This window comes from Glycomyces niveus (genome assembly GCF_017592475.1).
In the GTDB taxonomy this organism is placed as follows: Bacteria; Actinomycetota; Actinomycetes; order Mycobacteriales; family Micromonosporaceae; genus Glycomyces; species Glycomyces niveus.
This window is the reverse complement of the sequence record NZ_JAGFNP010000004.1, coordinates 14,066-39,970: the sequence shown is the minus strand read 5'-3', so window position 1 is coordinate 39,970 and position 25,905 is coordinate 14,066. Positions and strand designations below refer to the sequence as shown.

Genomic DNA, 25,905 nt, shown 5'->3' with positions numbered 1-25,905 from the left:
CCGCATATTGAGACTCTATAAACTCCCCGCTACCAGAAAGGGCGGCAACGATGTCGACAGGCTCACCGGTCGGATCGCACCGAGTCGTCAGCCCCGCCGGAGCGCTGCCACAAGCAGCCGACCGGCTCGACCCCGACCCCGATATCGCCGACGACGAGGTCCGCATCAGCGTCGAGCGCCTCAACCTCGACGCGGCCTCCTACCGGCAGCTCCACGACGCCCACGGCGGCGACGGCGAGGCCATTCGGGCCGAAGTCCGCGCCATCATCGAGCGGCGCGGCAAGATGCACAACCCCGTCACCGGCTCCGGCGGCATGCTCATCGGCACGGTCGACGCCGTCGGCCCCCGCTCCCCGCTCGGCCTCAAGACCGGCCAGAAGGTCGCCACCCTCGTCTCCCTGACCCTCACCCCGCTGCGCATTGATGATCGTTTGGCGCGCTGGGACGGCAGATCCGAGCAGGTGCCGACCAGCGGGCACGCCATCCTCTTCGCCCGCTCCATCGCCGCCGTCCTCCCCGACGACCTGCCCGAACACCTCGCGCTCGCCGTCCTCGACGTGTGCGGCGCGCCCGCGCTCGTCCGCCGCGTCGTGGGCCGCCGCCCCGAAGGCGCCGCCACCGTCGCCGTCATCGGCGCGGCCGGGAAGTCCGGCTCGCTCTCGCTCGCCGCCGCCCGCGACGCCGGCGCCGCCCAGGTCGTCGCGGTCGTCCGCGACGAGATCGAGGCCGCCCAGCTGCGCGGCTCCGGACTCGCCGACGAGATCGTCGTCGCCGACGCCACCGACCCGCTCCTCCTCGCCAAAAAGGTGAACAAGGCGCTCGACGGGGGCGGCGCGGACGTCACCGTCGTCTGCGTCGACGTCCCCGGCTGCGAACACGGCGCCATCCTCGCCACCGCCACCGGCGGCACCATCGTCTTCTTCTCCATGGCCACGTCCTTCCCGGCCGCCGCCCTCGGCGCCGAAGGCCTCGCCGCCGACGTCGAGATGCTCATCGGCAACGGCTACGTCCCCGGCCACGCCGACTACGCCCTCGAACTGCTCAGGGCGAACCCGCACCTGAAGGACCTCTTCATCGACCGCGTCGACCACGCGAACCGACAGCTCGCAAGCCTCTCCGAAGAGGAGCAAGCGTGACCGCCGAACTCCCGCTCGACCCGGCCGTCGTCGCCAAGGCCCGCCGCCTCGCCGCCACCGCCGCCCAACCCGTCGTCGACCTGGCCCGCAGCCACACCACCGTCTCCGTCGAACGCGCCACCCTGCGCCTCGCCGGACTCACCGGCGCCGACCCCGACGGCATCCCCTGGGTCAACCGCCTCGCCGACGCCGTCCAAGAGCAGGTCGGCATCGAGCACGGCATCGCGCTCCCGGTCTTCCACGCGCTCAAGGACTTCCCTGACCTTGAACGCCTCGCCCACGCGGCCGCCGCCGACGGCGCCCGCTTCACCCTCCCGACCGGCGGCGACGCCGAGGCCGCCCGCACCCGCGCCCAAACCGCCGTCCGCCGCGGCTTCGACCGCATCGACCGGTCCCGAATCAGGCGCGACGAACTCGTCGCCGAGATCGGCGACCCGCCCCAGCGCCCCTGGATCTACCTCATCGTCGCCACCGGCGACATCTACGAGGACATCCCGCAGGCCCAAGCGGCCGCCAAAGCCGGAGCCGACGTCATCGCCGTCATCCGCTCCACCGGCCAGTCCCTCCTGGACTACGTGCCCGAAGGCGCCACCCGCGAAGGCTTCGCCGGCACCTACGCCACCGGCGAGAACTTCCGGCTCATGCGCGCCGCCCTCGACGAGACCTCCCGCGAGGTCGGCCGCTACATCCGCCTCACCAACTACGCGTCCGGGCTCTGCATGCCCGAGATCGCCGCGCTGGCGGGCATGCACCGGCTCGACATGATGCTCAACGACTCGATGTACGGCATCCTGTTCCGCGACATCAACCCGATCCGCACCTTCGTGGACCAGCGGTTCAGCCGCCAGGTCCACGCCCGCGCCGGGATCATCATCAACACCGGCGAGGACAACTACCTGACCACCGCCGACGCGGTCGAAGCCGCGCATACGGTCACGGTCTCGCAGCTGCTCAACGAGCGGTTCGCGCACGAGGCCGGGCTCCCGGACCCGCTGCTGGGCCTCGGGCACGCCTTCGAGATCAACCCCGAAGTGCCCGAGTCGTTCCGGCTCGAGCTCGCGCACGCGCTGCTGGCCCGCCAGCTGTTCCCGGACGCGCCGCTGAAGTGGATGCCGCCGACCAAGCACATGACCGGCGACGTCTTCCGCGGCAACCTCCTCGACGGGTTCTTCAACCTCGCAGGGGTCATGACCGGGCAGTCGATCCTCTTGGTGGGCATGATGACCGAAGCGGTCGTCACCCCCTGGCTCTCCGACCGCGACATCGCACTGCAGAACGTGCGGTACGTGCTCAGCGCCTGCGCCGGCCTCGCCGAGGACTTCCATCCGCCCAAGGACGGCTTCATCGCAGGCCGCGCCAACCAGGTCCTCGGCGAAGCCGTCGACCTGCTCGAGCGGATCGTGGACGACGGCCTGCTCAACGCCATCGCCGACGGCACCTTCGGCATCATGAAGCGCCCCGCCGACGGCGGGCGCGGCCTCGACGGCGTCGCGAAGCGCGCCGACGACTACTGGAATCCGGCCGCAGAGGAGTTGGACCGGACGAGCCCCGACCAGGACGCCCCGCTCGCCGGCGCGCGGAAGGAGGCCGCCCGATGAGCCGCATCATCAGGCCTTACGGGGACACCACCGGCGACGGCATGGTGCAGCTGTCCTTCACCCTGCCCGTCCCGCACGACAAGCGCGCCGAGGGCGCGGCCCTCCAGCTCGCCGCGAAGATGGGGCTCGACGGCGCGATGCTGGTGCACGCCAAGGCCATCGGCGAGGGCTACACGTTCTTCGTGGTCTACGGCGCCTCCACGCACCTCGTCAACCTCGACGAGGTCAAAGTGGTCGAGAAGGACTACCCGCACTTGAGCCCCAAGGACGTCAACGACGCCATCCGCGAGAAGCTCGGCCGCAAGCTCTGCGTCGTGGGCGCGTGCATCGGCACCGACGCGCACACCGTCGGCATCGACGCGATCCTCAACATCAAGGGCGTGGCGGGGGAGAAGGGCTTGGAGTACTACCGGGAACTGCGGGTCGTGAACCTCGGCGCGCAGGTCGCCGTGCCCGACCTCGTCAACCGCGCGGTCGACGAGGAGGCCGACGCGGTGCTGGTGAGCCAGGTCGTGACGCAGAAGGACGCCCACCTGCACAACACCCGCGAGATGTCGGCGGCCTTCCGGGAGGCGCTGCCGCCGGGGCGCCGGCCGCTGCTCGTCGTCGGCGGCCCCCGCTTCGACGAGGGCGCCGCGACCGAGCTCGGCGTCGACCGCATCTTCACCCGCGGCACCACACCGTCCGATGTGGCCTCCTATCTCGTCCACCGTCTCGTCACCATGAAAGCGAACGCATGAGCGCCAACCACGACGGTGTCTCCGTCACCCACCGCCGCTACATCCCCCACGGCCACGCCCACTACGGCGGGAACCTCGTCGACGGGGCCTACGGGCTCGGCCTGTTCGGCGACGTGGCCACCGAGCTGTGCATCCTCACCGACGGCGACGAGGGCCTGTTCGCGTCCTACGCGGACGTGCAGTTCAAGGCGCCGGTGAAGGCCGGCGACGTCGTGGAGGCCACCGCCACGGTGGTCCGCACCGGCCGCCGCAGCCGCACCATCGAGTTCACGCTCAAAGTGGTGTGCCGCGCCGACCCCGAGCGCGGCGACTCGGCGGCGTCGCTGCTGGACGAGCCGATCACCGCCACCACCGCGACCGGGACGGTCGTCGTCCCGTGACCGAAGCCGTCGTCTGCGTCGACGTCGGATCGACCTACACCAAGGCCGCCGCCGTCGACGCCGGCTCCGGCGCGCTCCTCGGCGGGGCCTCGCGCCCGACCACGATCGGGACCGACGTCATGGACGGCCTCCGCGCCGCCGTCGCCGAAGCAGTCCCCAAGGGCGCCAAGGTGATCGACACGCTCGTGTGCTCGTCTGCGGGCGGCGGTCTGCGGCTCGCCGTCATCGGCAACGAGCCCCTGGTCACGGCCCGCGCCGCCTACCGGGCCGGGCTCAGCGCCGGCGCCAAGGTCGTTGACGTGCGCGCAGGAGGCCTGGCGGCGGGGGACTTCGTGGAGCTCGCCGCCGCCCGCCCCGACGTGATCCTCCTGGCCGGCGGCACCGACGGCGGCGACGAGACCGCCCTGCGCGCCCACGCCGAAGCGCTCGCCGAGTCCGGTTTGCGCACCCCGGTCGTCCTGGCGGGCAACGCGGACGCCGCCGAGGACGTCGCAGCGGTGCTCACCGCGGCCGGGATCGACACGACCCGCGTCGCGAACGTCCTGCCGCGCATCGGGGTCCTCAACCCCGTCCCCGCCCGCACCGCGCTCCGCGAGGTCTTCCTGCGCCACGTGATCGCCGGGAAGCACCTCTCGGCCAGCGCCGAATTCACCCGCATGGTCAAGGCCGCCACCCCCGACGCCGTGCTCACCGGCGTCGAACTCCTCGCCGAGATCACGGGCGCGGACCTCCTCGTGGTCGACGTGGGCGGCGCGACCACCGACGTCTACTCGGTGCTCACCCCCGACGCCGAACGCGAAGGCCCGCGCGCCGAAGTCGCCGGGACCGCTTGGCGCTCAAGGACCGTGGAAGGCGACCTCGGCGTCCGCCACACCGCCGTCGGCATCGTGGAGGCCGCCGACGAGGAGGACCTCCCGACCGGCTGGGGCCTCCCCGAGGCCGCCCGGCTGCGGGCCGCGAACCCGGCGTTCCGGGCGAGCGATCCGGCCGACGACGCCGAGCTGAGCGCCCTCGCCGCCCGCATCGCCGTGCGGCGGCACGCCCGCGGCGAGCGCATCGGCGGCCCGACCGAGCCGCTGCGCGGCGGCAAGGACCTCGCCGCCGTGAGCCTCGTCGTCGGCTCCGGCGGCATCCTGCGCCGCGACCCCGATGCGGCCGTGTGGCTGCGCGAGGCGGTCGGCGCGGACACCTCCGGCGGGGTGCGGCCCCCGAAGGGCGCCCGCTTCGCCGTCGACGCGGACTACCGGCTCGCCCCGGCCGGGCTGCTCGCCGCCAACGGCCGCCGCGGACTCGCGATAGGACTCCTCAGGTCCACTTCGTTCTGATCCGCGGGCAACCGCTCGCCCCGCTCCGGGCGTACCTGTGATGGAACATCCCTCAGCACCTTGCAAGCCAACGAAAGGCGACCATGGAACGACGCGATGTAATCAAGCTCGGCGCCGCCGTGACCGCTGGCGGGGCCGTTCTCGGCTCCGCCTCCGCCGCGCACGCGGAGCGGTCGACCGCGCAGGCCACCACGACCGCCCAGGCGATCAAGGCGGTCTGGGACGCCGAGACCGCCAAGGCCGGCGGCACCTGGCAGGGGTACGTGACCCTGCTCAACGGCACCGCCGCGCCGGTCGTGGCCGTGAACCAGAACTCCGCGAGCGTCCAGACCGCCGCGAGCATGAACAAGCTCGGCATCGCGCTCGGCGTGCTCGACAAGATCGACCGCGGCGAGCTCGCCCTGGACGACCGGATCACCCTGACCCCGGACATCATCCTCACCGGCTCGGGCTTCTACTTCCACCAGACCGCGTACGGCGACGAGATCACCGTCGCCAACGTCCTGGTCGCGATGCTCCTGACCTCCGACAACACCTCGGTGCGGCTGTGCGGCCTGGTCTGCCCGCCCGCCGAGATCAACGAGACCCTGGCGGCCAAGGGCTTCACCGACACCCGCGTGATCCCCAACCCCGCCAACCCGAACCGCATGTGGCTCGGCGACACCACCACCATCGAGACCAACAAGCTCCTCACCCGCCTGGCGAAGGGCGAGCTGCTCTCGGCGAAGGGCACGAGCTTCTTCCTCAACATCCTCAAGGGGCTCAGCGGCTACCACGACGGCTTCCGCCGCAACATGTCCTCGGTCGAGCGCGCCCGCGTCGCCATGAAGTACGGCGCGGACGACGCCACCCGCAACGAGTCGGGCGTCGTCTACAGCAGCGCGGGCGCGCCCGCCCTCGTCTACTCGTTCATGGCTCAGTTCACCAACCACTGGGGCAACTACGGCGCGACCCACCCGGCCGTGCAGGCGCACGCCGCCATGGGCCGCAAGATGTTCGACATCGTGAACGCCGCGGGCACCGCCGCGACCAACGCGGTCGAGCTCGAAGTGGAGCAGGAAGCCCTCAACGGCGGCCTGACCCAGTAAGCGATCCAGGAGGTCCCGGCCGCGGTGCGGCCGGGACCTCCGCACGTCCGCTGCAAACGTTAGCCACCGTGCAGACCGCGCTCACCGGGCCGCTACGATCCGTTCACCGCGCGCCGCGAGAGTGATGCTCACCGATGTTCCGCGGCGCCGCCCCCACGGCCGCGAGGCCCTGCCCTCCGCACTGAATCGAGCACAACATGCCAGGACAACAGCACACGATTGGCCGCCGCGCCCTCCTCGCCGGCTCCGCCGGGATCGTCGCCGCCGCGGTCGCCGCCGAGCACGCGGCCGCGAACGAGCTGCCGACTAGCGCGCTCCAGTCCACAGTAGAGTCAACCCCGACCGGGACGCCCCCCGTCACCGCCCAATGGGCCCAGTACGACGGCCCGGCCTTCGTGGACACCTACACCACGAACGTCCCGGTGAACACCACCGCGGAGACCAACGCGGCCATCCGGGCGCTCAGCGGCTTCGAGGAGATCTGGCAGACCGGCCCGACCTGGGACACCGGCACCGTCATCGACGAGCGCGTCCTCGAGGACAACATCGACTACAGCGTCGAGGTCACCACCGACCGGCCGCTCGCCGTCGCCAAGCAGTCCTTCATCTTCGACCGCCAGCACCAGAGCTACAGCGCCATCGGCGGCCTCGGCCCGCTCGCCGCCCACTACAAGACCGGCGCGAAGGCCGTCACCTCGATCACCGCCGCCCCTGACGGCGTCCCCGCCGGCAAGATCGACGACGCCGTCCCGGCCGACGCCCCGGCCGGGTCCGCCATCGGCGCCGGCGCGGCCGACTCGGACCTCGGCAAGGTCGTCGCGCTCATGAGCACCCTGCGCGGCACCTACGCCTCCGGGAACCCCAGCAAGGCCGCGTACATGTACCCGCGCCCGTGGCGGATGAACCGCGACAGCGAAGTGGCGCCCACGGGCGGCATCCCCGTCCTCGGCGTCCCCGCCTACGAATCGCCCGTGGTCGTCGCCCCGCAGCTGCTCCGCCACAAGTCCACCACCCCGGCCACGGACGGCGGCTTCCCCTCCGGCCACGCGAACGCCGCCTGGATCTCCGCGTACGTCTACGCCTACGCCGTCCCTGAACGCTTCCAGGAGCTGCTGGTGCGCGCCTCGGACGTCGCGCACTCGCGGATCACCTGCGGCATGCACTCGGTGGTCGACGTCGTCGGCGGCCGCCTCCTCGGCACCGCCCTCGCCGCCGCCACCCTCCACGACCCGGCGAACGCCACGGTCAAGGCCGAGGCCCGCGCCCAGGCCCTGGCGTACTTCACTGCCGTCACGGGCGTATCGGCCGACGAGCTGTACGCGTACGCGCACCGCGAGGGCCCCGACACCGACGAGTACGCCGACCGCGAGGCCAACCGCGAGCGCTACCGCGAGCGCCTCACCTACTTCCTGGAGCGGTCCGGCTCTGACACCGCCATGGTCGTCCCCAAGGGAGCGGAAGTGCTTCTGGAGACGCGACTGCCCTACCTGGACGCCGACCAGCGCCGCGAGGTGCTGCGCACCACCGCCCTCAAGGGCGGGTACCCGATCCTCGACGGTCCCGAGTACTGGGGCCGCCTCGACCTCTTCACGGCCGCAGACGGATACGGCCGCTTCGACGCGGACCTCACCGTCGCCATGGACGCCGAGAAGGGCGGCTTCAACGCCGCCGACACCTGGCGCAACGACATCGGCGGCAGCGGCAAGCTCACCAAGACCGGCTCCGGCGCGCTGACCCTCGCCGGCGACAACTCGTTCTCGGGCGGCGTGGTCGTCCAGGAGGGCGTGCTGCGCGCCGCCTCGGCGAACGCCCTCGGCAAGGGCGGCACCACGCTCACCGGCGGCACCTTCGCGGTCGACGCCGCCCAGCTCGAACTGCGAGCGCTCGCCCAGTCGAACGCCACCCTCCAGGTGGTCCTGAACGACGGCGGCGAACCGGCCCTCGACGTCTCGAAGCAGGTCACCCTCGGCGCGGGCGCGGTCCTGCGGATCGCCCTCGACCCCCAGCGCCCGCCCGTCGCGGACGTGGAGCTCCCGGTCGTCAAGGCCAAGGAGGTCAAGGGGAAGTTCGCCGAGGTCGTGCTCGACGTCCCCGGCTACACCGCCACTGTGGAGTACGAGAAGCAGCGCGTCAACGTCCGCATCGGCGCGGCTTAAGACCCGACTCATCCCGTCCTGCCCCGGCCGCCGAGCGGCCGGGGCAGGCGCGTCTTCCGTTCGGCGTCCGCTCGCCGCCCGTTCCCCGGCCATCCGCCTAGAAATCGACGTATCTCGATGTTTGGTGGTGTGGAACCCTTGTCCTCCAGCGGATCGGGACAGGATAATTGCAGGCGTTCCTGCATGTTCACGGGACATCGATCCATCGTCACGCCCTCATGACGACTAGGGCCCTCACCCCTGGGAGTTCGTCGACGCCGACTGATGCGCCGTACCCCGGTACGCCGCCGGCCTCCGCCGGCCGGTGCGCCGGGCGACACCCCCAAGGAGGCCGACCATGCGAAGCCGCATGCGAACGCTCATCGCCACCCTGTCCGCCCTCGCCCTCGCGATCGGCACCGCCGCCATGGTCATCGTCGCCGCCGCGTCGCCCGCGCAGGCGCAGACCTGCAACGGCTACGTCGCGCTCACCTTCGACGACGGACCCAGCTCGGGCACCACTGCAAACCTGCTCAACGCCCTGACCTCCAACGGCCTGCGGGCCACCATGTTCAACATCGGGCGGAACGTCGCCGCCAACCCCTCGCTGGCCCGTGCGCAGGTGAACGCGGGCATGTGGATCGCCAACCACACGCAGACCCACCCCGACCTGACGAAGCTCTCCTCCTCCCAAGTGGCACAAGAGATCTCCAGCGCCCAGCAGGCGATCCGCCAGGCCACCGGGGTCACCCCGGTCCTCTTCCGGCCGCCCTACGGCGCCACGAACGCCACGGTCAAGTCCGTCGCGGCCCAGCAGGGGCTCACCGAGATCCTCTGGAGCGTGGACTCGCGGGACTGGGATTCCAGCACCACGACCGCGCAGATCGTGCAGAACGTCCGCAGCGTCCAGAGCGGCGGCGTCGTCCTGATGCACGACCTCTACCAGAGCACGATCAACGCGATCCCGCAGATCGCCGCCGACCTGCGCTCGCGCGGGCTGTGCGCCGGGATGATCTCCCCGAGCACCGGCCGGGCCGTCGCCCCCGACGGCTCCGGCGGCGGCACCGACACGGACATGCTGCGCAGCAACTCGGCCGGCAAATGCATCGACGTGCCGAGCAGCAACACCGCCAACGGCACCAAGGTCCAGCTCTACACCTGCCACGGCAACGCGAACCAGCAGTTCGCGTACACCGCGGCCCAGGAGCTGCGCATCCTCGGCAAGTGCCTCGGGGCACCTGCGGGGAGCAACGGCACGCAGATCCAGATCAACGCCTGCGGCGGCGCGGCGAACCAGAAGTGGACGTTCAGCTCTGACGGCACCATCCGCAGCGTCGCCTACGCGAACATGTGCCTGGACGTCTACAGCTCCTCCGACGGCGCCCCCGTGCAGCTCTACAGCTGCTGGGGCGGCGACAACCAGAAGTGGACCCGCGTCTGACGGAAGCGAGTGGCCTCCGGCCGACACCGGCCGGAGGCCCGGCAAAATTCCCACAAATTCAAGCCCGCACATTTGTACGATTGAATTTGGAAGAATAGGCACGAATTTCCTTAGGCTTCAAGGCACTCCACCGAAAGGAACGCCATGAGCGCCAGTGAAGTCCTCGCCTACTACACCCAACCGGGCCCGCTCTCCGACGCCGGAGCCCACCGCGACGCCCTCCTCGCCGTCCCCGGCGACCTCCCCTCGATCCTCACCGCCGTGCAAGGCGTCCTCGTCCACCAGGCCCTCACCCACCTGTACGGCTTCGAACTCGCCGAAGCCCGGCGCGAGACCGCCCACCTCCGCGCCGCCGACCGCATCCTCGGGCAGATCCTCGACGACGACGCCCGGCCGCTCGCCGACCCGCGCGAACCGCAGCACCGCCTCGCCTGCACCTGCCGCACCTTCACCCTCATGACCGTCGCCGCCTTGCGCGCCCACGGCGTCCCCGCCCGCGCCCGCTGCGGCTTCCTGCACTACGACCCGGCCTCCGAGTGGTACATCGACCACTGGGTCGCCGAGCACTGGAACGGCGAACGCTGGATCCTCTCCGACGCCCAGATGGACCCCGTCCAGGCCACGGCGTTCAAGATCGACTTCGACCCCGCCGACGTGCCCCGCGACAGGTTCGTCGTCGCCGGGCAGGCCTGGACCGCCTACCGCGCGGGCGAACTCGACGCCGACAAGTGCGGCCTCCCCGGCATCCCCGGCGAGAGCGGTCCCTGGTGGATCGCCGCCAACCTCATCCGCGACGCCGCCGCACTCACCAACATGGAGCTTCTACCTTGGGACGTATGGGGCCGCATGCCCGAACCCGAGGACGAGATCGGCCCCGACCTCCACGCGCTCCTCGACGAACTCGCAGCCGTAACCGCCGACCCGGACACCGCCGCCGACGTCCGGTCGCGCTACGAAGCCGACGAGCGACTCCGCGTCCCCGAGCAGGTCCTCAATGCGGTCCGGCAGACCGCCGAACCGGTCATCCCGGTCGACTGACCGCCCCGTGCGGTACGGTTCGGTGCGTATCCCACACAAAAGGAGTCACAAAAGTGGACGTGGAGCGCACCGAGCTGCCCGGAATCGGAGTGCGGTTCGAATTCGAGACCAAACGGCATGTCCGCCTAGGCATCGTCGCCCACCGCGAAGGCCGCCGCGACTTCATCATCTACGACCCCGACGATCCCGACTCGATGCTCGACTGCATCGTCTTCTCCGCCGACGAGTCCGCCGCCATCGGTGAACTCCTCGGCGGCGCCCGCATCGTCGAGAAGCTCAACCGCCTCCACCACGAGATCGACAACCTCGTCTCGCGCCAGCTCAAGGTCGACGCCACCAGTCCGTACGCCGAACGCCCCCTCGGCGACACCCGCGCCCGCACCCGCACCGGCGCGTCCATCGTCGCCATCGTCCGCGCCGACGGCGTCGAGACCGGCCCCGCCCCCTCCGCGATCCTCCACGTCGGCGACCGCCTCGTGACGATCGGGACCCAGGAGGCCGTCGACGAAGTCGACCGAATTCTGCGCGGTTCCGCCTAATGCACGGGACCGTCGCGCTCCTCCTCGAACTCGGCCTGCTCATCGGAGCCCTCGGTCTGCTCGGCGCCGTCGCCGGCAAGTTCGGCATCTCCGCCATCCCGCTCTACCTCCTCGCCGGCCTCGCCTTCGGGCACGGCGGCATCTACGAGATGCACGCCATCACCGGCTTCCTCGACGTCGGCGCCGAAGTCGGCGTCGTCCTCCTCCTCTTCACCCTCGGCCTGGAGTACACGCCGCGCGAGCTCCTCGGCACCATGAAGACCTCCTGGCTCGGCGCCGTCGTCGACCTGGTCCTCAACGCCGCCCCCGGCGTGGCCTGCGCGCTCCTGCTCGGCTGGGGCCCGGTCGCCGCCGTCGTCTTCGGCGGCGTCACCTACGTGTCCTCCTCCGGCATCATCGCGAAGGTCCTCAGCGACCTGGGCTGGCTCGGCAACCGCGAAACGCCCACGATCCTCGCGCTCCTCGTCGCCGAGGACATGATCATGGCGCTCTACCTGCCGATCCTCACCACCATCCTGGCCGGGCTCGCGTTCGCGCAGGCCGCCGTCGGCCTCGGCGTCGCCCTCCTGGCCGTCGCCGCGGCCTTCGTCATCGCCTCCCGCTTCGGCGGGCTCCTCTCGCGCTTCCTCGCCTCGCCGAACGACGAGATCCTCATGCTCAAGGTCATGGGCATCGTCCTCGTCGTCGCCGGACTCGCCGAGCAGGTGCACGTCTCGGCCGCAGTCGGCGCGTTCATCGTCGGCATGGCCCTCTCCGGCGAGGTCTCGCGCCAGGCCGAGGAGACCCTGGAACCGCTCAAGAACCTGTTCGCGGCGGTCTTCTTCGTCAACTTCGGGCTCGAGACCGACCCGACCGCGCTGCCGCCGGTGCTCCCGGTCGCCGTCGCGCTGGCGGTCTGCACGATCGCGACGAAGTTCGCCACCGGCTGGTGGGCGGCGGGCCGCTCCGGCTCCGCCTTCACCGGCAAGCTCCGCGCCGGGCTCGTGCTCCTGCCGCGCGGCGAGTTCTCGATCGTCATCGCCGGTCTCGGCGTCGCCGCCGGGCTCAATCCCGCGCTCGGTTCCGTCGCCGCGGCGTACGTGCTGATCCTGGCCGCCGTCGGCCCGCTCGCACCGCGCCTGGCCGGACCGATCGTGGCCAAGCGCCGCAAGAAGAACCGCGCCCGGCGTCTCGCCGCGGCCGCGTCATGACGAGGCGGTGGCGGGAGTGAAGAGTGCGACTCCCGCCACCGCGCACCGCGAACCCTTATCCGGGCTTGATAGAACTCATGGATGGCTGAAACCGCGAACCCGCCCCGCCCGCAAGACGAGGTCGTCGACATCGCCCGCGACCTCATCCGGATCGACACCACCAACACCGGCGACAACGCGACCGCCAAGGGCGAGCGCGCCGCCGCCGAGTACGTCGCGGAGAAGCTGGCCGAAGTCGGCCTCGAACCGAAGATCTACGAGTCCGCGCCCGGCCGCGCCTCCGTCGCCTGCCGCTACCCCGGCGCCGACGCGAGCCGCGGCGCCCTCCTCCTCCACGGCCACCTCGACGTCGTCCCCGCCGAGGCCGGCGAGTGGACCGTCCACCCCTTCTCCGGCGAGATCAAGGACGGCTACCTCTTCGGCCGCGGCGCGGTCGACATGAAGGACTTCGACGCGATGCTCCTCGCGCTCGTGCGCGACTGGAAACGCCGCGGCAAGGTGCCCCCGCGCGACCTCGTCCTCCTCTTCACCGCCGACGAAGAGGCCGGCTCCGACTACGGCGCCCGCTTCATGGTCGAAGAGCACCCCGAGGTCTTCGAGGGCGTCACCGAAGCGGTCGGCGAAGTCGGCGGCTTCTCCATGACCCTTCCCAACGACCTGCGCGTCTACGTGGTCCAGACCGCCGAGAAGGGCCTCGACTGGCTGCGCCTGCGCGCCACCGGCCGCCCCGGCCACGGCTCGATGCTCCACGACGACAACGCCGTCACCCGCCTCACCCGGGCCGTCGCCAACATCGGCGAGCACCGGTTCCCGGTCGAGATGACCCCCACCGTGCGGCAGTTCCTCGAAACCGTCTCCGAACTCACCGGCATCGAGTTCGACCCGAACAACCCCGACGAGACCGTCGCCAAGCTCGGCCCCGTCGCCCGCCTCATCGGCGCGACCCTCCGCAACACCGCCAACCCCACCCGCCTCAACGCCGGATACAAGACCAACGTCATCCCCTCCACCGCCGAGGCCGTCCTCGACTGCCGCTCGCTCCCGGGCCGCAACGACGAACTCGAGGCCACCCTGCGCGAACTCGCGGGCGACGGCATCGACTTCGAGTACGAGATCCGCCAGCCCGGCTACGAGACCGGCTTCGACGGCGTCCTCGTCGACGCCATGGCCGAGGCCATCCGCCAGGCCGACCCCGGCGCGCGCACCGTCCCGTACATGCTCTCGGGCGGCACCGACGCCAAGGCCTTCGCGACCCTCGGCATCCGCTGCTTCGGCTTCGCTCCCCTGAAGCTCCCCGCGGACCTCGACTTCACCGCCCTCTTCCACGGCATCGACGAGCGCGTCCCGCTCGACGGCCTGAAGTTCGGCGTCGACGTCATGGACCGCTTCGTCTCCCAGTCCTAGCTGAAGCCCAACGGCCCCAAGCCAGTGAGCACGCTCACCGGCTCGGGGCCGTTCGAACTCTGGACACCGCACCCCGATCGCCGCTACCATTGGCGGCGATGTTGATTTTCCTTTAGAAAGCAGCCAGGTCCCGCGTAGAGCCGAGCTCCGCGAGGACCGCCGAGGCACGCATCGCAATCCACTGAGCCAATGGGCTTCTTCTGTGCACGCGTGCCGTTCCTCTCCCTTTCCCGAACAGGACTGCTTTCTGGAGGCGCGCATGCTCCGCCATGCCCAACTGTCCCTTGTAGAAGTAACCAAGCGCTACGCCGACCGCCTCGTCCTCGACCGCGTCTCCTTCACCGTCAAACCGGGGGAGAAGATCGGCGTCATCGGCGACAACGGATCCGGCAAGTCCACCCTGCTCAGGCTCATCGCCCAGGCGGAGGACCCCGACAACGGGGAGCTCACCGTCGTCTCACCGGGAGGCATCGGCTACCTGCCGCAGCAACTCGACCTCCCCGAGCACGACACGGTCGCCGACGCGATCGACCTCGCGCTGGCCGACCTGCGCGCGATCGAACGCGCCATGCGGCGGGCCGAGCAGCGGATCGCCGCCGGCGACGAGACCGCCGGCGACGCCTACGCCGACCTCCTCGCGGACTTCGAAGCCCGCGAAGGCTGGGAGGCGGACCTCCGCGTCGACCAGGCGATGGCGGCCCTCGGCCTGCCCGCACTCGACCGCGACCGTCCCCTGGGGACGCTCTCGGGCGGGGAGCGGTCGCGGCTCATGCTCGCCGCGACCCTCGCGTCACGGCCCGCGCTGCTGCTGCTCGACGAACCGTCGAACGACCTCGACGACGACGCCGTCACCTGGCTGGAAGCGCAGCTGCGCGACTGGCGCGGGACGGTCGTCGCCGTCACCCACGACCGGGCCTTCCTGGAGGCCGTCACCACCACCATGATCGAAGTGGCCGACCGCAGAGCCCGCCGCTACGGCAACGGCTACGCCGGCTACCTGAACGCGAAGGAGACCGAACGCCTGCAGGCGATCGAGGCCTACGAAACCTGGAAGAGCGAAGTGGACCGCCAGGAGGGCATCGTGGACCACAACGTGGTCCGCATGGACGCCATCCCCCGCAAGCTGGAGAAGGCCGGCTTCGGCCACGGCGGCTTCCGGGCTCGAGGCCGCACCCACGGCGCGAGCAGCCGCATCAAGGTCGCGAAGCAGATGCTCGAACGGCTGCGGGCCGACCCGGTGCCGCAGCCGCCCGAACCGCTGCGATTCAGCGCCGAACTCGCCGTCACCGCCGCCGAGACCGACGCTCCGGCCCTGCGCTGCGAGGGCATCCGCGTAGGCGACCGCCTCAAGCTCGACTCCCTCTCGATCGCGAGAGGGGAACGAGTCCTCATCACCGGCCCGAACGGCGCGGGCAAGACCACGCTCATGCGAGTCCTGGCCGGTGAGCTCGAACCGGACGAAGGCATGGCCGATCGCAACGGAGCAATCGGCCACCTCCGCCAACTCGCCGCACCCGGCTCCGACCGAGCGTCCGTCCTCCGGGCGTTCGCCTCAGGCCGCGTCGGCACGCTCGATGAGCACGCCGAAGCACTCGATCGCCTGGGACTGTTCACGCGCGAGGAATTCGGCAAGCCGGTGGCGACGCTCTCGGTGGGCCAACGCCGCCGTCTTGAACTGGCGAGACTGGTGAGCCGCCCAGTCGATGTCCTCCTTCTCGACGAACCGACCAACCACCTGTCCCCGCTGCTCGCCGAACAGCTCCAAGAAGCCTTGGCGGACTATGCCGGGACCGTGATCCTCGTCAGCCACGACCGGCGCCTCCGCGATGCGTTCCGAGGCCGCCACCTGCGAATGGACGCAGGAGCGATCGAGTAGACCGCGACGCGATCGGCCGTGACCGGTGTCCGCCCGTGCGGGCGCGCGCAACCGACCCCGGGGTCTCCCCGGGCGGGAACGCCGCTCGCACCGGCGGTCTTCGCGTGTCAGCAACCCGAGGGGATCCCGATCACACGCAATGTGCTTGCCGTGCATGGCGGTGGTAGGGAAGACCGGGTCCTCAATTGCCCGGCCGAGCCTCACCGTTCATGCCAGCGGTCGTGCAGTGATGTGCCTCGTTCTGAGCACCGCCTCCGTTCGAGGTGATCCCGACCGGCGATCTCCCACCCAGTACGACCCTGCGGGCCGTGGTCAGCTGTGGGTCCCGATAGCACCCGGGGACTGAGCCGATGAGCTCGGAATCGGTACGGTTTGCGTTTCGGCCAGAGGCTTGGCTGAGTCTGCTTGCACCTACTCGACACCTGTACGTCTTCCGCATCCCTGTGCGTATCTCAATGATCCCCGACATCGCCCCGGATCGTCATCGCCTACAGGAGTAGAAAACCCTCACGTTCCGCACCGGACCCACGGTGTCGCAAGGACACAGCGACGCCCGACCCCCGCGCCCGGGAGTGTCGCGAGCGCCCCGAGGCCGCAGACGAACCCCACTCCGCAACCCACCTCTCCGTCGCCGCCCGCCTGAGCCCCGACCGAGTGCGACCACGCCCCGGCAACGCACCCGGTCGGCGTACCCGCCCTCATCGCTCTCAGCGGTGGGCGGCGACCAGTTCCCTTCCCGCCGTGGCGCACTGCGCCGCGTACTCGGAGGGCGGGAAGCCGATGAGGTCTTTGAAGTCGTGGGTGAAGTGGGCCTGGTCCGACCAGCCGAGCTCGGCCGCGAGCCGGGCGAGGTCCGCGCCCGCGTCCTCGGCGAGGCGGTCGGCCGCGTCGTGGATGCGGTAGCGGCGGATCAGGGTCTTGGGTCCGAGCCCGATGTAGTCCTGGAAGAGGCGCTGGAGCGTCTTGGGGGACATGGCGAACCGGGCCGCCACCTCGTCCACCCGGGTGACCGTGCGGTCCTCCAGCATGGCCTTCACGACCGCGAGCGCCCGCCCGTACCGGGGGTCGGGCCGCTCGGGCATGCGGTCGGCGAGGAACCGCGAGGCCACCCGGATCGCGTCGATGTCGTTGCCGTTCATGATGATCGCGTTCAACTCGTCGACCTCGGGGCCGAACACGACCGCCGCGCCCGCCGACCAGTCGGCCAGTGCGGCCGCTTCGACGCCGCTGAACGCGGTGAACCCGCCGGGCCGGAACTTCACGCCGAAGACGCGGCCGCCGCCGGTGAGCGGGTGCCGCGAGACCGCGATGCCGGGCCCGTGGACCTCCGCGCCGAGGACCGGCATGAAGCTGAGGTTCACGCACGGGTGGGGGATCACCACGGACTCGTACGAGGCGCCCTCGGGCAGGTCCCAGCGCACCGACCAGTACCGTTCGACGTACTGGCCGAGCAGGCCGGTCTCGCGGTACCGCCGCAGGTCGATGAATCGCGCGGCCTCGTGCGGCCGCAGCAGGCCCTTGTCGCTCGCGGTTGCTCCGTTCACGTCCCGAATATTAGAGCGGGGGTGTGTCGTTTTTTCACAAGCGCGAGGTCAGGGGCTCGGCGAGACTGGCCCCATGAACGAGAACAAGGTCAATCCCATCCCTGACGGCTACCACTCGATCGTGCCGTTCATCGTCGTGAACGAGGCGGCGAAGGCCATCGAGTTCTACAAGGAGGTCTTCGGCGCGCAGGTGCTGATGCGCAACGACGGACCGGACGGCTCGGTCATGCACTGCGACCTCAAGATCGGCGACTCGGTCCTCCAGCTGGGCGACGCGAACCCGCAGTGGGGCCTCGAAGCGCCGAACGCGGAGCAGATCACCGGGTCGCTCGCCCTCTACGTCGAGGACTGCGACGCCGTGTACGCCAAGGCGGTCGAGGCGGGGGCGACCGTGCGCGAGGAGCCGTCGGTGTTCCTCACCGGCGACCGGTACGCCTCGATCGCCGACCCGTTCGGGCGCCGCTGGTCGATCATGACCCGCGTCGAGGACGTCTCGCACGCGGAGGCCGAGCGCCGCATCGACGAGTGGATCGCTTCGATGGGCCAGGAGTCCTAGGGAACGCAGACCGCCCCGCGCGCCCGCGCGGGGCGATCTTCACTGCCCTCTAGTAGCTCTCGGGGTAGCCGACCGTCGGCGCGGACACGTCGTCGAGCGCGAGGCGGATCTCCGGCGGCAGGAACAGCTGCTCGGCCGCGAGCGAGGCCCGCAGCTGCGTCGCGTTGCGCGCGCCCACGATCGCCGACGCGACCCCCGGCTGGTCCCGCACCCACGCCAGCGCCACCTCGAGCGGGCTCACCCCGAGCCCCTCGGCCGCCGTCGCGCACGCCTCCACGATGCCCGCCGACCGCTCGTCCAGGTACACCCCGGCGAACCGCGACCACTGCGCCGACACCGCCCGCGAATCCGCGGGCCGCCCGAACCGGTACTTGCCCGTGAGCACCCCGCGGCCCAGCGGCGACCACGCCAGCACGCCCATCTCCAGGGCCAGGCACGCCGGCAGCACCTCCCGTTCGACCCCGCGCTGCAGCAGCGAGTACTCGACCTGGCTCGCCACGATCGGGGTCCGCCCCGGCCACGCCGACTGCCACGCGAACGCCCGCGCCGTCTGCCAGCCCGTGTGGTTCGACAGCCCCACGTACCGGACCTTCCCGCTCGACACCGCCGCGTCGAGCACCGACATCGTCTCCTCCAGCGGCGTGTCCGGGTCGTACACGTGCAGGATCCACAAGTCGATGTAGTCGGTCCCCAGCCGCCGCAGCGACCCCTCCAGCGACCGCATCAGCCACCCTCGCGAGGTGTCGCGCTTGCGCGGCGCGCCGTCCGTGCGCACCCCCGCCTTCGTCGCGATGTGCAGCTCCGAGCGGGCCACGATCTTGCCCATGAGCTGCCCGATCACCGCCTCGGCCGCGCCCTGCCCGAACACGTCGGCGGTGTCCACCAGCGTGCCGCCGGCCTCCACGAACGTCTGCAGCTGCGCCGCGGCGTCCTCGAGACCGGCCTCGTCGGTGGTCCACGTCATCGTCCCCAGGCCTAGCGAGGAGACCTCGATGCCGCTGCGTCCAAGTGGTCGGCGTTCCATGACCACACAAGTTACATCGAGCAACCTTCGCATGAAAGCCTCAGGTGCGCTTGGAAGGACAACAAGTACGTCTCGGTCGCCGATCTCCGGCACTGGCCGGGCGGCCGGTATTCGAAATAAGATCGCGGGCATGGATTCCTGGACCGCACCGCACCTGCCCGCCCTCCCCGGCCAAGGCCCCGCCCTGCGCCTGCACGACACCGCCTCCGCGGGCGTGCGCGAGACGGTCAAGCCCGGCGCCGAGAGCGCCTCGATGTACGTCTGCGGCATCACCCCCTACGACGCCACCCACCTCGGCCACGCCGCCACGATGATCACCTTCGACCTCGTGCACCGTTACTGGCTCGACCAGGGCATCGACGTCAACTACGCCCAGAACGTCACCGATGTCGACGAGCCCCTCTTCGAACGCGCCGAACGCGACGGCACCGACTGGCAGGTCCTCGGCCTGCGCGAGACCGCCCTCTACCGCGAGGACATGGAGGCCCTGCAGGTCCTCCCGCCCCGCCACTACATCGGCGCCGTCGAGTCCATCCCCGCCGTCGGCCGCGCCGTCGCCCGACTCCTCGAGAGCGGCGCCGCCTACCGCCATGAATCCGGCGACGTCTACTACGCCGTCGAAGCCCACACCGCCTTCGGCGGCGAGTCCAACTACGACCGCGAGACCATGCTCCGCTACGCCCGTGAACGCGGCGGCGACCCCGAACGCGAAGGCAAGCGCGACCCCCTCGACGCGATCCTGTGGAACGCCCCCCGCGACGGCGAGCCCTCCTGGGACTCGCCCGTCGGCCCCGGCCGCCCCGGCTGGCACATCGAATGCGCCTGCATCGCCCTCGACTACCTCGGCGACACCATCGACGTCCAAGGCGGCGGCAACGACCTCATCTACCCCCATCACGAGTTCTCCGCCGCCCACGCCGAATCCCTCACCGGCGCGAACCCCTTCGCCCGCGCGTACGTCCACACCGGCATGATCGGCCTCGACGGCGAGAAGATGTCGAAGTCCCTGGGCAACCTCGTCTTCGTCTCCAAGCTCCGCGCCGAAGGCGTCGACCCCGCCGCCGTCCGCCTCGCCCTCCTCGCCGACCACTACCGCTCCGACCGCCAGTGGAGCGCCGCGAAACTCGCCGAAGCCGAACTGCGCCTCGGGCGCTGGCGAGAGGCTGTCGCCCGCGAACTCGCTGCCCCGGCCGGCGCGATGCTCAAGGCCGTGCGCGAACGCCTCGCCGACGACCTGGACACCGCCGGGGCGCTCGCCGCCGTCGACGCCTGGGCCAATGACACGCTCGCGAACGGCGGCGAGGACCCGTCCGCGCCCGACCTTGCCCGCGACACGGTGCGAGGACTGCTCGGAATAGACTGCACGCGCTGATTGTGCGAAATGCCGAGTATCGGTACGCTCACAGTTGAGCGTGGCCGACTCCCCATCCTCCTGGAGTCGAATTGAAGATCCTGCTGCTCGCGTCCGCGTTCAACGGACTCACCCAGCGCGTCTGGTGCACCCTGCGCGAGCAGGGGCACGAGGTCGGCGTCGAGCTCGCCCCCGCCTACCGCGCCCCCGAGGCGCTGACCCGCGCGGTCGAGCGGATCGACCCCGACCTCATCCTGTGCCCCTTCCTCAAGCACCGTGTGCCCGAAGAGGTCTGGAAGCGCTGGACCACCGTGATCGTCCACCCCGGACCGGTCGGCGACCGCGGTCCCTCCTCCCTCGACCACACCCTGCTCGGCCAGGGTCCCCGCTGGGGCGTCACCGCCCTCTCCGCGGTCGAGGAGATGGACGCCGGACCCGTCTGGGCCTGCTCCACATTCGACGTCCCCGAGGGCATCACCAAGTCCGCCCTCTACAACAGCCGCGTCGCCGACGCCGCCATGGACTGCGTCGCCACCGTCCTGCGCAAGGTCAAGAACGGCGAGCGCCCCGTCCCCGCCGCCGAACTCCCGCTCCCCGTCCCCGGGACGGGTGAACTCCCGCTCCTGCGCCGCGACGCCTTCGCGCTCGACTGGCGCGCTTCGGCGACCGAACTCGCCCGTCGCATCGCCGCCGCCGACGGCGCCCCCGGCGCGCCCGCCCTCATCGACGGCCGCACCTACTGCCTCTTCGACGCCGCCGCCACCACCGAGCACACCGGCGCCGAACCCGGCGCCATCGTCGGCCGCGACTGCGAATCCATCGCCTTCGCCACCGGCCGCGGCACCCTCTGGGTCGGCTACGCCGCCCTCCTTGAGAAGCTGGACTCATCCTCGGGTCGCAAGCTCCCCAAGCGCGGTCCGAAGCTTCCCGCAGCCATGGTCATCGACGCCTCCCGCGCGCCCTTCAAACCCGCGCCCGAGGCCATCGCCGAGTCCGTGTACCGCCGCGAAGGCGACATCGGCTACCTCTCGATCCGCTCCTACAACGGCGCCATGCACACCGAGCAGTGCCGCCGCCTCACCGGCGCGGTCGAGAAGGCCCTCACCGAGGACACCCGCATCCTCGTCATCACCGGCACCGAGCACGCCTTCTCCAACGGCATCCACCTCGGCGTCATCGACGCCGCCCCCGACCCCGCCGCCGAGGCCTGGGACAACATCAACGCCATCGACGAGCTGTGCCTCGCCATCGCGCAGGCCGAGCAGCTCACCGTCGCCGCCTTCTCCGCCAACGCCGGCGCGGGCGGGGTCATGGCCGGCCTCTGCGCCGACGTCACCGTCGCCCGGGACGGCACCGTCCTCAACCCCTACTACGACATGGGCATCTACGGCTCCGAGCTGCACACCTGGTCGGTCGCCAACCGCGTCGGCGAGGCCACCGCCGCCCGCCTCCTGGGCGACAAGCTCCCGATCTCGGTCGCCGAGGCCAAGCAGATCGGCCTCATCGGCGCGGTCGGCCCCCGCGACTGGGACGAGTTCCAGCGCTGGCTGCGCGCCGTCGCGATCGGCTACAACGAGCCGGTCACTCGCGGGCGCATGTTCGCCGCGAAGGCCCGCCGCCGCGCCGAGTCGAAGCCGCTGTCGTACTACCAGACCATCGAGCTGGCCGAGATGGCCCGCGACATGTTCGACGACCGGCACGGCTTCCACGCGAAGCGCCGCGCGTTCCTGGGCAAGGCGGCCCCGGCCGAGACCCCGGGGAAGCTGCGTTTCCCCTAGTCGGGGGCGGAGAGGGCTTGCCAGTCTCACCACCGCGTTGACAGCGGCCGTCCCACCTGATGGACTGTCCCTATGTTCGAAGAAGGACAGTACTTCGCGCCGGTCAACACCGACGCCGACGGCACGGTCGTCGTGGAACTGGGTGAGAACCACCCGGGCTTCGCCGACCCCGAGTACCGCGAGCGGCGCAACGCCATCGCGGCCCTCGCAATGGACTGGGAACCCGGCCTACCCATGCCGACCGTTTCCTACTCCGACACCGAGCACGAGATCTGGCGGCTGGTCAGCGCCGAACTCGCCGTGAAGCACCAAGCCCTGGCCGTACACGAGTACCTGGAGGGCGCCGAGCGCCTGAAGCTCCCCGCCGACCACATCCCGCAGCTGCACGAGGTCTCCGAGTCCCTCGCGCCGCTCACCGGCTTCAGCTACCTGCCCGCGGCGGGGCTCGTGCCCCTGCGCGAGTTCTACGGGGTGCTCGCCGACGGGAGGTTCCACGCGACCCAGTACATCCGCCACCACTCGGTGCCGCTGTACACGCCCGAGCCCGACGTCATCCACGAGGTCATCGGCCACGCCAACGCCCTCGCCTCGCCGCGTTTCGCCGCGCTGTACCGCGCCGCGGGCGAGGCGGCCCGCCGCGTCCACTCCGAGGACGCGCTCGAGTTCGTCTCCCGCGTCTTCTGGTTCACCCTCGAGTTCGGGGTGATGAGTGAGAAGGACGGCCTGAAGGCCTACGGGGCGGGCATCCTCTCCTCGTACGGGGAGATCGACGAGTTCCGCGGCATGGAGATCCTGCCGCTCGACCTGGTCACCATGGGCACCATCGACTACGACATCACGAAGTACCAGGACCACCTGTTCGACGCGGGGTCGATGGAGCAGCTCGAGGACGTCGTGGGCGAGTTCTGGACGACCTGCGACGACGACTCGATCGCCCGCCTGAAGGCCGAGCGGGAGTAGCCGCGCGCAGTGAAGCGGCCGGGCGCATCGCCCGGCCGCTGGAGACCCCCGCGTCATTTGCCTGACTTGAGCGCGGCCATGCGCGCCTCGATCTCGGTTTCGTCGGCGAGCCCGTCGAGGCTCTCGAACTGCTTGTCCAGCGAGGACATCGACAGCTCCGCCTGCCCGCGGACCTTCGCCTCCTCGCGGCGGACCTTCTGCTCGAAGCGGTTGACCTCGCTGAGCGGGTCCATGATGTCGACGCTGCCGACCGCCTCGTTCACCTGCCGCTGCGCCTGCGCGGTCTTGGCGCGGGCGGTCAGGCTGCTGCGCTTGGACTGCAGCTCGGAGAGTTTCGACTTCATCTGGTTGAGCGCGTTCTTGAGCTTGTCGACGACCTCCTGCTGGGCCTGGATGGTCGGCTCGGCGGTCTTGATCTCCTTCTCCAGCCCGAGCTGCTTGCCCAGGGCCACCTTGACGAGGTGATCGAACTTGTCGGCCTCGGCGGTGTTCCCGGCCGCGCGCAGCTCGTCGGCCTTGCGGCTGGCGTTGCGGGCCTTGTTCTCCCACTCCTGCGCGGCCTCCCTGTCGGCGGCCGCGTCCTCCTCCATCAGCCGCAGGTTGCCGATGGTCTCGGCGATCGAGCTCTCGGCCTCGGCGATGTTGTTCTTGTAGTCGCGCTCCATCTGGGCGAGCATCTTCTCCGGTTCCTCCGCGGAGTCGATGGCGTCGTTGATGTTCGCCTTGAGCAGCTGGCCGATGCGGCCGAAGATCGACTGCTTCTGTGTCATGGGTCCCCATGCCTTTCGGTTCGTTCCGGTAGTCGCTTGCGCCTCGCGGTCGTCAGAATCGGCCACCACCGCCCCTGCGGGTGCCCGCGCCGCCGAAGGACCCCGGCGAGGGGCCGCGGCGGCGAGAGGAACTCGGCGCGCCGAATCCGCCGCCGCGCCCGCCTCCGTTGAGGATGCCGCCCAAGAGGATCCCGCCGAGCATCGCGCCGGCGTTGCCGCCCATGCCGCCGCCGAACCCGCCGCCGGGTCTCGCCGGGTTGCGGTAATCGTTCACGTCCTGCTGGGCGTGGCGCGACGCGGCCGCAGCGAGCTGGTCGGCCCGCTGCGCCTTCGCGAGCGCCTGCACCGGATCGCCCGCGGCCAGGGCGCGAGCGGTGTCGAGCTCCTGGTTCGCCTCGTTGAGGCGGGTGCGGGCCTCAGTGCCGACGCCGCCGCGGTTGGTGTTGATGTAGTCCTCCACCGCGGCGGCCGTGGCCGCGGCGTTCGCGATCGTCTGCGCCAGTTGGGCTTTCGCGCTCTCGCGCTGCTCCTGCTCGTCGCGCACGGCCTGCAGCTCCCCGCCGAGGTCGGCTTGCGCCTGCTCGAGGCGGCGGGTGCTGTCGAGCGGATCGACCGGTCCGGCCGCCTGGGCTGCCCCGACCGCTTCGGTCACGGCCCGCGCGTTCGCGGCAGCGCGGCGCAGCCGCTCCCCGCCGGGCGAGCCGTCCGCTTTGCGTTCGGCCTCGCCGATGTCCTGGTCGAGCGAGGCGAGGAGCCCGGGCAGCCCTCGGGCGGCCTCGGCGAGTTCGGTCTGCCGCCCGGTGACGGCGTCGAGCAGCTGCTTCGCCTGCGCGAGACCGCCTTCGGCGGCGCGCACGCCCACCGCGGCCCGACCGTTCTCACCGGCCGCGAGCGCGTCGCGGGCCTCGGCGAGGCTCCGGTCGGCGAACCCGAGCCGGTCCTCGGCGTCGGCGACATTGGCGGTGACCGTGTCGAACGCCGACGCGGGGTACGCGGCCGCGAGCGACGCCAGCGCCTCCTTCGCCGGCCCGGTGCGCCCGGCGAGGGCCTGCGCCTCGGCGGTGAGCTTCTCGATCGCCTCGGGCGCGCGGCGGCCGAGGTCGCGCAGCTGCTCGAACTCTGCGGCGGCCCCGTCGAGCTCCTGGTCGGCCTTGGTGAGCCGGTCGACGATCTCGGTGAGCATCGCGCGGCGCTGCTCCTCGGTCTCGGGCACTTCGTCGTCGAGGGACTGGCGGATGCGGAAGGCCGCGGCGAGTTCGCTCCTGGCGGTCTCGAGCGCGGCCGAGAACTTGGCGGTGTTCTCCTGCCCGAACTCGGCGACGGCGAAGCCGAGGTCCTGGTCGCTGGTGCGGACGGCGTCGTCGCCCTCCACCAGGAGGCGGCTGGCCTCCCGGTCGAGGTTCTGGGTCGACATCCGCTGCACCTGCTTGCCCGAAGGGACACCCTGCCTGCCGCGACGCTTGCGCCACACCAGAAACACGATGACCGCGACGGCGACGAGGACGAGCAGGAGCACGATCCAGCCCGCGCCCCCGCCGCCCGAGCCCCCGGCCGCCTCGGCCCGGTACCCGTCGGCGGCGGCGATGGCCGCGCCGGCCCAGTCGTCTCGCGACAGTTCGGGTTCGATCGCCGAGGTGGCGACCTCGTTCAATTGCGAGTCCGACAGCGGGAACCCGGACGCGACCGACCAGGCGTAGCGGCGGTCGCCCGTGGCGACGGCGAGCAGGATGTCGTTGGTGCCGAGGCCGCTGTTCACGGCGGTCTGGTCGGCCCAGTCCTGTGGGGCCCACCCGGAGAACGAGTCGACGTACGCCACGTACAGCCCGATCGCGGCCTCGGACCTGAGCCGGTCGATCGCGGCGTCGACCTCCGCGCCCCGGCCCCCGACGGCGCCCACACGGTCGGTGACGGCCCCGGAGTCGAGTTCGATCGGCGCGACCGCGGCGGCGGTGGTGGCACCGGAGAGGGCGAAAACGAGGGCGGCCAGTACGGCCGCCGCGTATCTCACTGTTGCCGACATCGGCGCCCCTGC

General features: G+C 71.1%; 21 protein-coding genes. 17 read left to right on the top strand and 4 right to left on the bottom strand.

Going from position 1 to position 25,905, the window contains the following annotated elements; genetic code table 11:
• Positions 1-50 precede the first annotated feature (50 nt).
• The 13 genes from kdd to abc-f all read left to right on the top strand — a co-directional run bounded on the left by kdd (position 51) and on the right by abc-f (position 15,890).
• Positions 51-1,136: an L-erythro-3,5-diaminohexanoate dehydrogenase gene (gene kdd / locus J5V16_RS08615; RefSeq protein ID WP_208495699.1), complete on the top strand. Its 1,086-nt coding sequence runs from the start codon at positions 51-53 to the stop codon at positions 1,134-1,136.
• The gene (kamD, locus tag J5V16_RS08610; RefSeq protein ID WP_208495698.1) at positions 1,133-2,734 is read left to right on the top strand and encodes a lysine 5,6-aminomutase subunit alpha; all 1,602 of its coding nucleotides are present in this window, start codon (positions 1,133-1,135) and stop codon (positions 2,732-2,734) included. The genes kdd and kamD overlap by 4 nt, the downstream gene beginning before the upstream one ends.
• Positions 2,731-3,474 carry a lysine 5,6-aminomutase subunit beta gene (gene kamE, locus J5V16_RS08605; protein ID WP_208495697.1) on the top strand — a complete coding sequence of 248 codons (744 nt, stop codon included), beginning with the start codon at positions 2,731-2,733 and terminating at the stop codon, positions 3,472-3,474. Before kamD ends, kamE begins: the two co-directional genes overlap by 4 nt.
• On the top strand, positions 3,471-3,854 hold the full coding sequence (gene kal, locus J5V16_RS08600) for a 3-aminobutyryl-CoA ammonia lyase (RefSeq protein ID WP_208495696.1): 384 nt from the start codon (positions 3,471-3,473) through the stop codon (positions 3,852-3,854). Before kamE ends, kal begins: the two co-directional genes overlap by 4 nt.
• A complete protein-coding gene (locus J5V16_RS08595; protein WP_208495695.1) occupies positions 3,851-5,179 on the top strand; it encodes a glutamate mutase L in 1,329 nt (442 codons plus the stop codon). Before kal ends, J5V16_RS08595 begins: the two co-directional genes overlap by 4 nt.
• A gap of 83 nt (positions 5,180-5,262) precedes the next feature.
• Positions 5,263-6,267, top strand: coding sequence for a serine hydrolase (locus J5V16_RS08590; protein WP_208495694.1), 1,005 nt, complete (start codon positions 5,263-5,265; stop codon positions 6,265-6,267).
• Positions 6,268-6,464: 197 nt separating this feature from the next.
• On the top strand, positions 6,465-8,423 hold the full coding sequence (locus tag J5V16_RS08585; RefSeq protein ID WP_208495693.1) for a phosphatase PAP2 family protein: 1,959 nt from the start codon (positions 6,465-6,467) through the stop codon (positions 8,421-8,423).
• A gap of 337 nt (positions 8,424-8,760) precedes the next feature.
• A complete protein-coding gene (locus J5V16_RS08580; RefSeq protein ID WP_208495692.1) occupies positions 8,761-9,843 on the top strand; it encodes a polysaccharide deacetylase family protein in 1,083 nt (360 codons plus the stop codon).
• Between the two features lie 144 nt (positions 9,844-9,987).
• Entirely contained in the window at positions 9,988-10,881 is an 894-nt protein-coding gene (locus J5V16_RS08575) for a transglutaminase domain-containing protein (protein ID WP_208495691.1), read from the top strand.
• 53 nt (positions 10,882-10,934) lie between these two features.
• Positions 10,935-11,420, top strand: a complete 486-nt coding sequence (locus tag J5V16_RS08570) for a cation:proton antiporter regulatory subunit (protein ID WP_208495690.1) — start codon at positions 10,935-10,937, stop codon at positions 11,418-11,420.
• Positions 11,420-12,610: a cation:proton antiporter gene (locus J5V16_RS08565; protein ID WP_208495689.1), complete on the top strand. Its 1,191-nt coding sequence runs from the start codon at positions 11,420-11,422 to the stop codon at positions 12,608-12,610. The genes J5V16_RS08570 and J5V16_RS08565 overlap by 1 nt, the downstream gene beginning before the upstream one ends.
• Before the next feature lie 81 nt (positions 12,611-12,691).
• A complete protein-coding gene (locus tag J5V16_RS08560) occupies positions 12,692-14,014 on the top strand; it encodes a M20/M25/M40 family metallo-hydrolase (RefSeq protein WP_208495688.1) in 1,323 nt (440 codons plus the stop codon).
• A 259-nt stretch (positions 14,015-14,273) separates the two neighbouring features.
• Positions 14,274-15,890 (top strand): ribosomal protection-like ABC-F family protein, encoded by a 1,617-nt coding sequence (gene abc-f / locus J5V16_RS08555; RefSeq protein WP_208495687.1) that lies wholly within the window; start codon positions 14,274-14,276, stop codon positions 15,888-15,890.
• Between the two features lie 707 nt (positions 15,891-16,597).
• Here the strand turns inward: abc-f and J5V16_RS25435 are convergent.
• The gene (locus J5V16_RS25435) at positions 16,598-17,434 is read right to left on the bottom strand and encodes an AraC family transcriptional regulator (RefSeq protein ID WP_208495686.1); all 837 of its coding nucleotides are present in this window, start codon (positions 17,432-17,434) and stop codon (positions 16,598-16,600) included.
• A gap of 73 nt (positions 17,435-17,507) precedes the next feature.
• Here J5V16_RS25435 and J5V16_RS08545 point away from each other — a divergent pair, with 73 nt between their 5' ends.
• Positions 17,508-17,990: a VOC family protein gene (locus J5V16_RS08545; protein ID WP_208495685.1), complete on the top strand. Its 483-nt coding sequence runs from the start codon at positions 17,508-17,510 to the stop codon at positions 17,988-17,990.
• Positions 17,991-18,039: 49 nt separating this feature from the next.
• Here the strand turns inward: J5V16_RS08545 and J5V16_RS08540 are convergent, their stop codons facing one another.
• Complete coding sequence (locus tag J5V16_RS08540) at positions 18,040-19,014, bottom strand: aldo/keto reductase (RefSeq protein ID WP_208495684.1); 975 nt, start codon at positions 19,012-19,014, stop codon at positions 18,040-18,042.
• Between the two features lie 130 nt (positions 19,015-19,144).
• Between J5V16_RS08540 and mshC the strand changes: the two genes are divergently transcribed.
• The 3 genes from mshC (at position 19,145) to J5V16_RS08525 (ending at position 23,103) form a co-directional block, all read left to right on the top strand.
• On the top strand, positions 19,145-20,386 hold the full coding sequence (gene mshC / locus J5V16_RS08535; RefSeq protein WP_208495683.1) for a cysteine--1-D-myo-inosityl 2-amino-2-deoxy-alpha-D-glucopyranoside ligase: 1,242 nt from the start codon (positions 19,145-19,147) through the stop codon (positions 20,384-20,386).
• A gap of 71 nt (positions 20,387-20,457) precedes the next feature.
• Complete coding sequence (locus J5V16_RS08530) at positions 20,458-22,143, top strand: enoyl-CoA hydratase-related protein (RefSeq protein ID WP_208495682.1); 1,686 nt, start codon at positions 20,458-20,460, stop codon at positions 22,141-22,143.
• Between the two features lie 72 nt (positions 22,144-22,215).
• A complete protein-coding gene (locus J5V16_RS08525) occupies positions 22,216-23,103 on the top strand; it encodes a phenylalanine 4-monooxygenase (protein ID WP_208495681.1) in 888 nt (295 codons plus the stop codon).
• Positions 23,104-23,156: 53 nt separating this feature from the next.
• Here J5V16_RS08525 and J5V16_RS08520 read toward each other — a convergent pair whose 3' ends face one another.
• On the bottom strand, positions 23,157-23,873 hold the full coding sequence (locus tag J5V16_RS08520) for a PspA/IM30 family protein (protein ID WP_208495680.1): 717 nt from the start codon (positions 23,871-23,873) through the stop codon (positions 23,157-23,159).
• Positions 23,874-23,925: 52 nt separating this feature from the next.
• A complete protein-coding gene (locus J5V16_RS08515; protein WP_208495679.1) occupies positions 23,926-25,893 on the bottom strand; it encodes a TPM domain-containing protein in 1,968 nt (655 codons plus the stop codon).
• Positions 25,894-25,905: the final 12 nt, after the last annotated feature.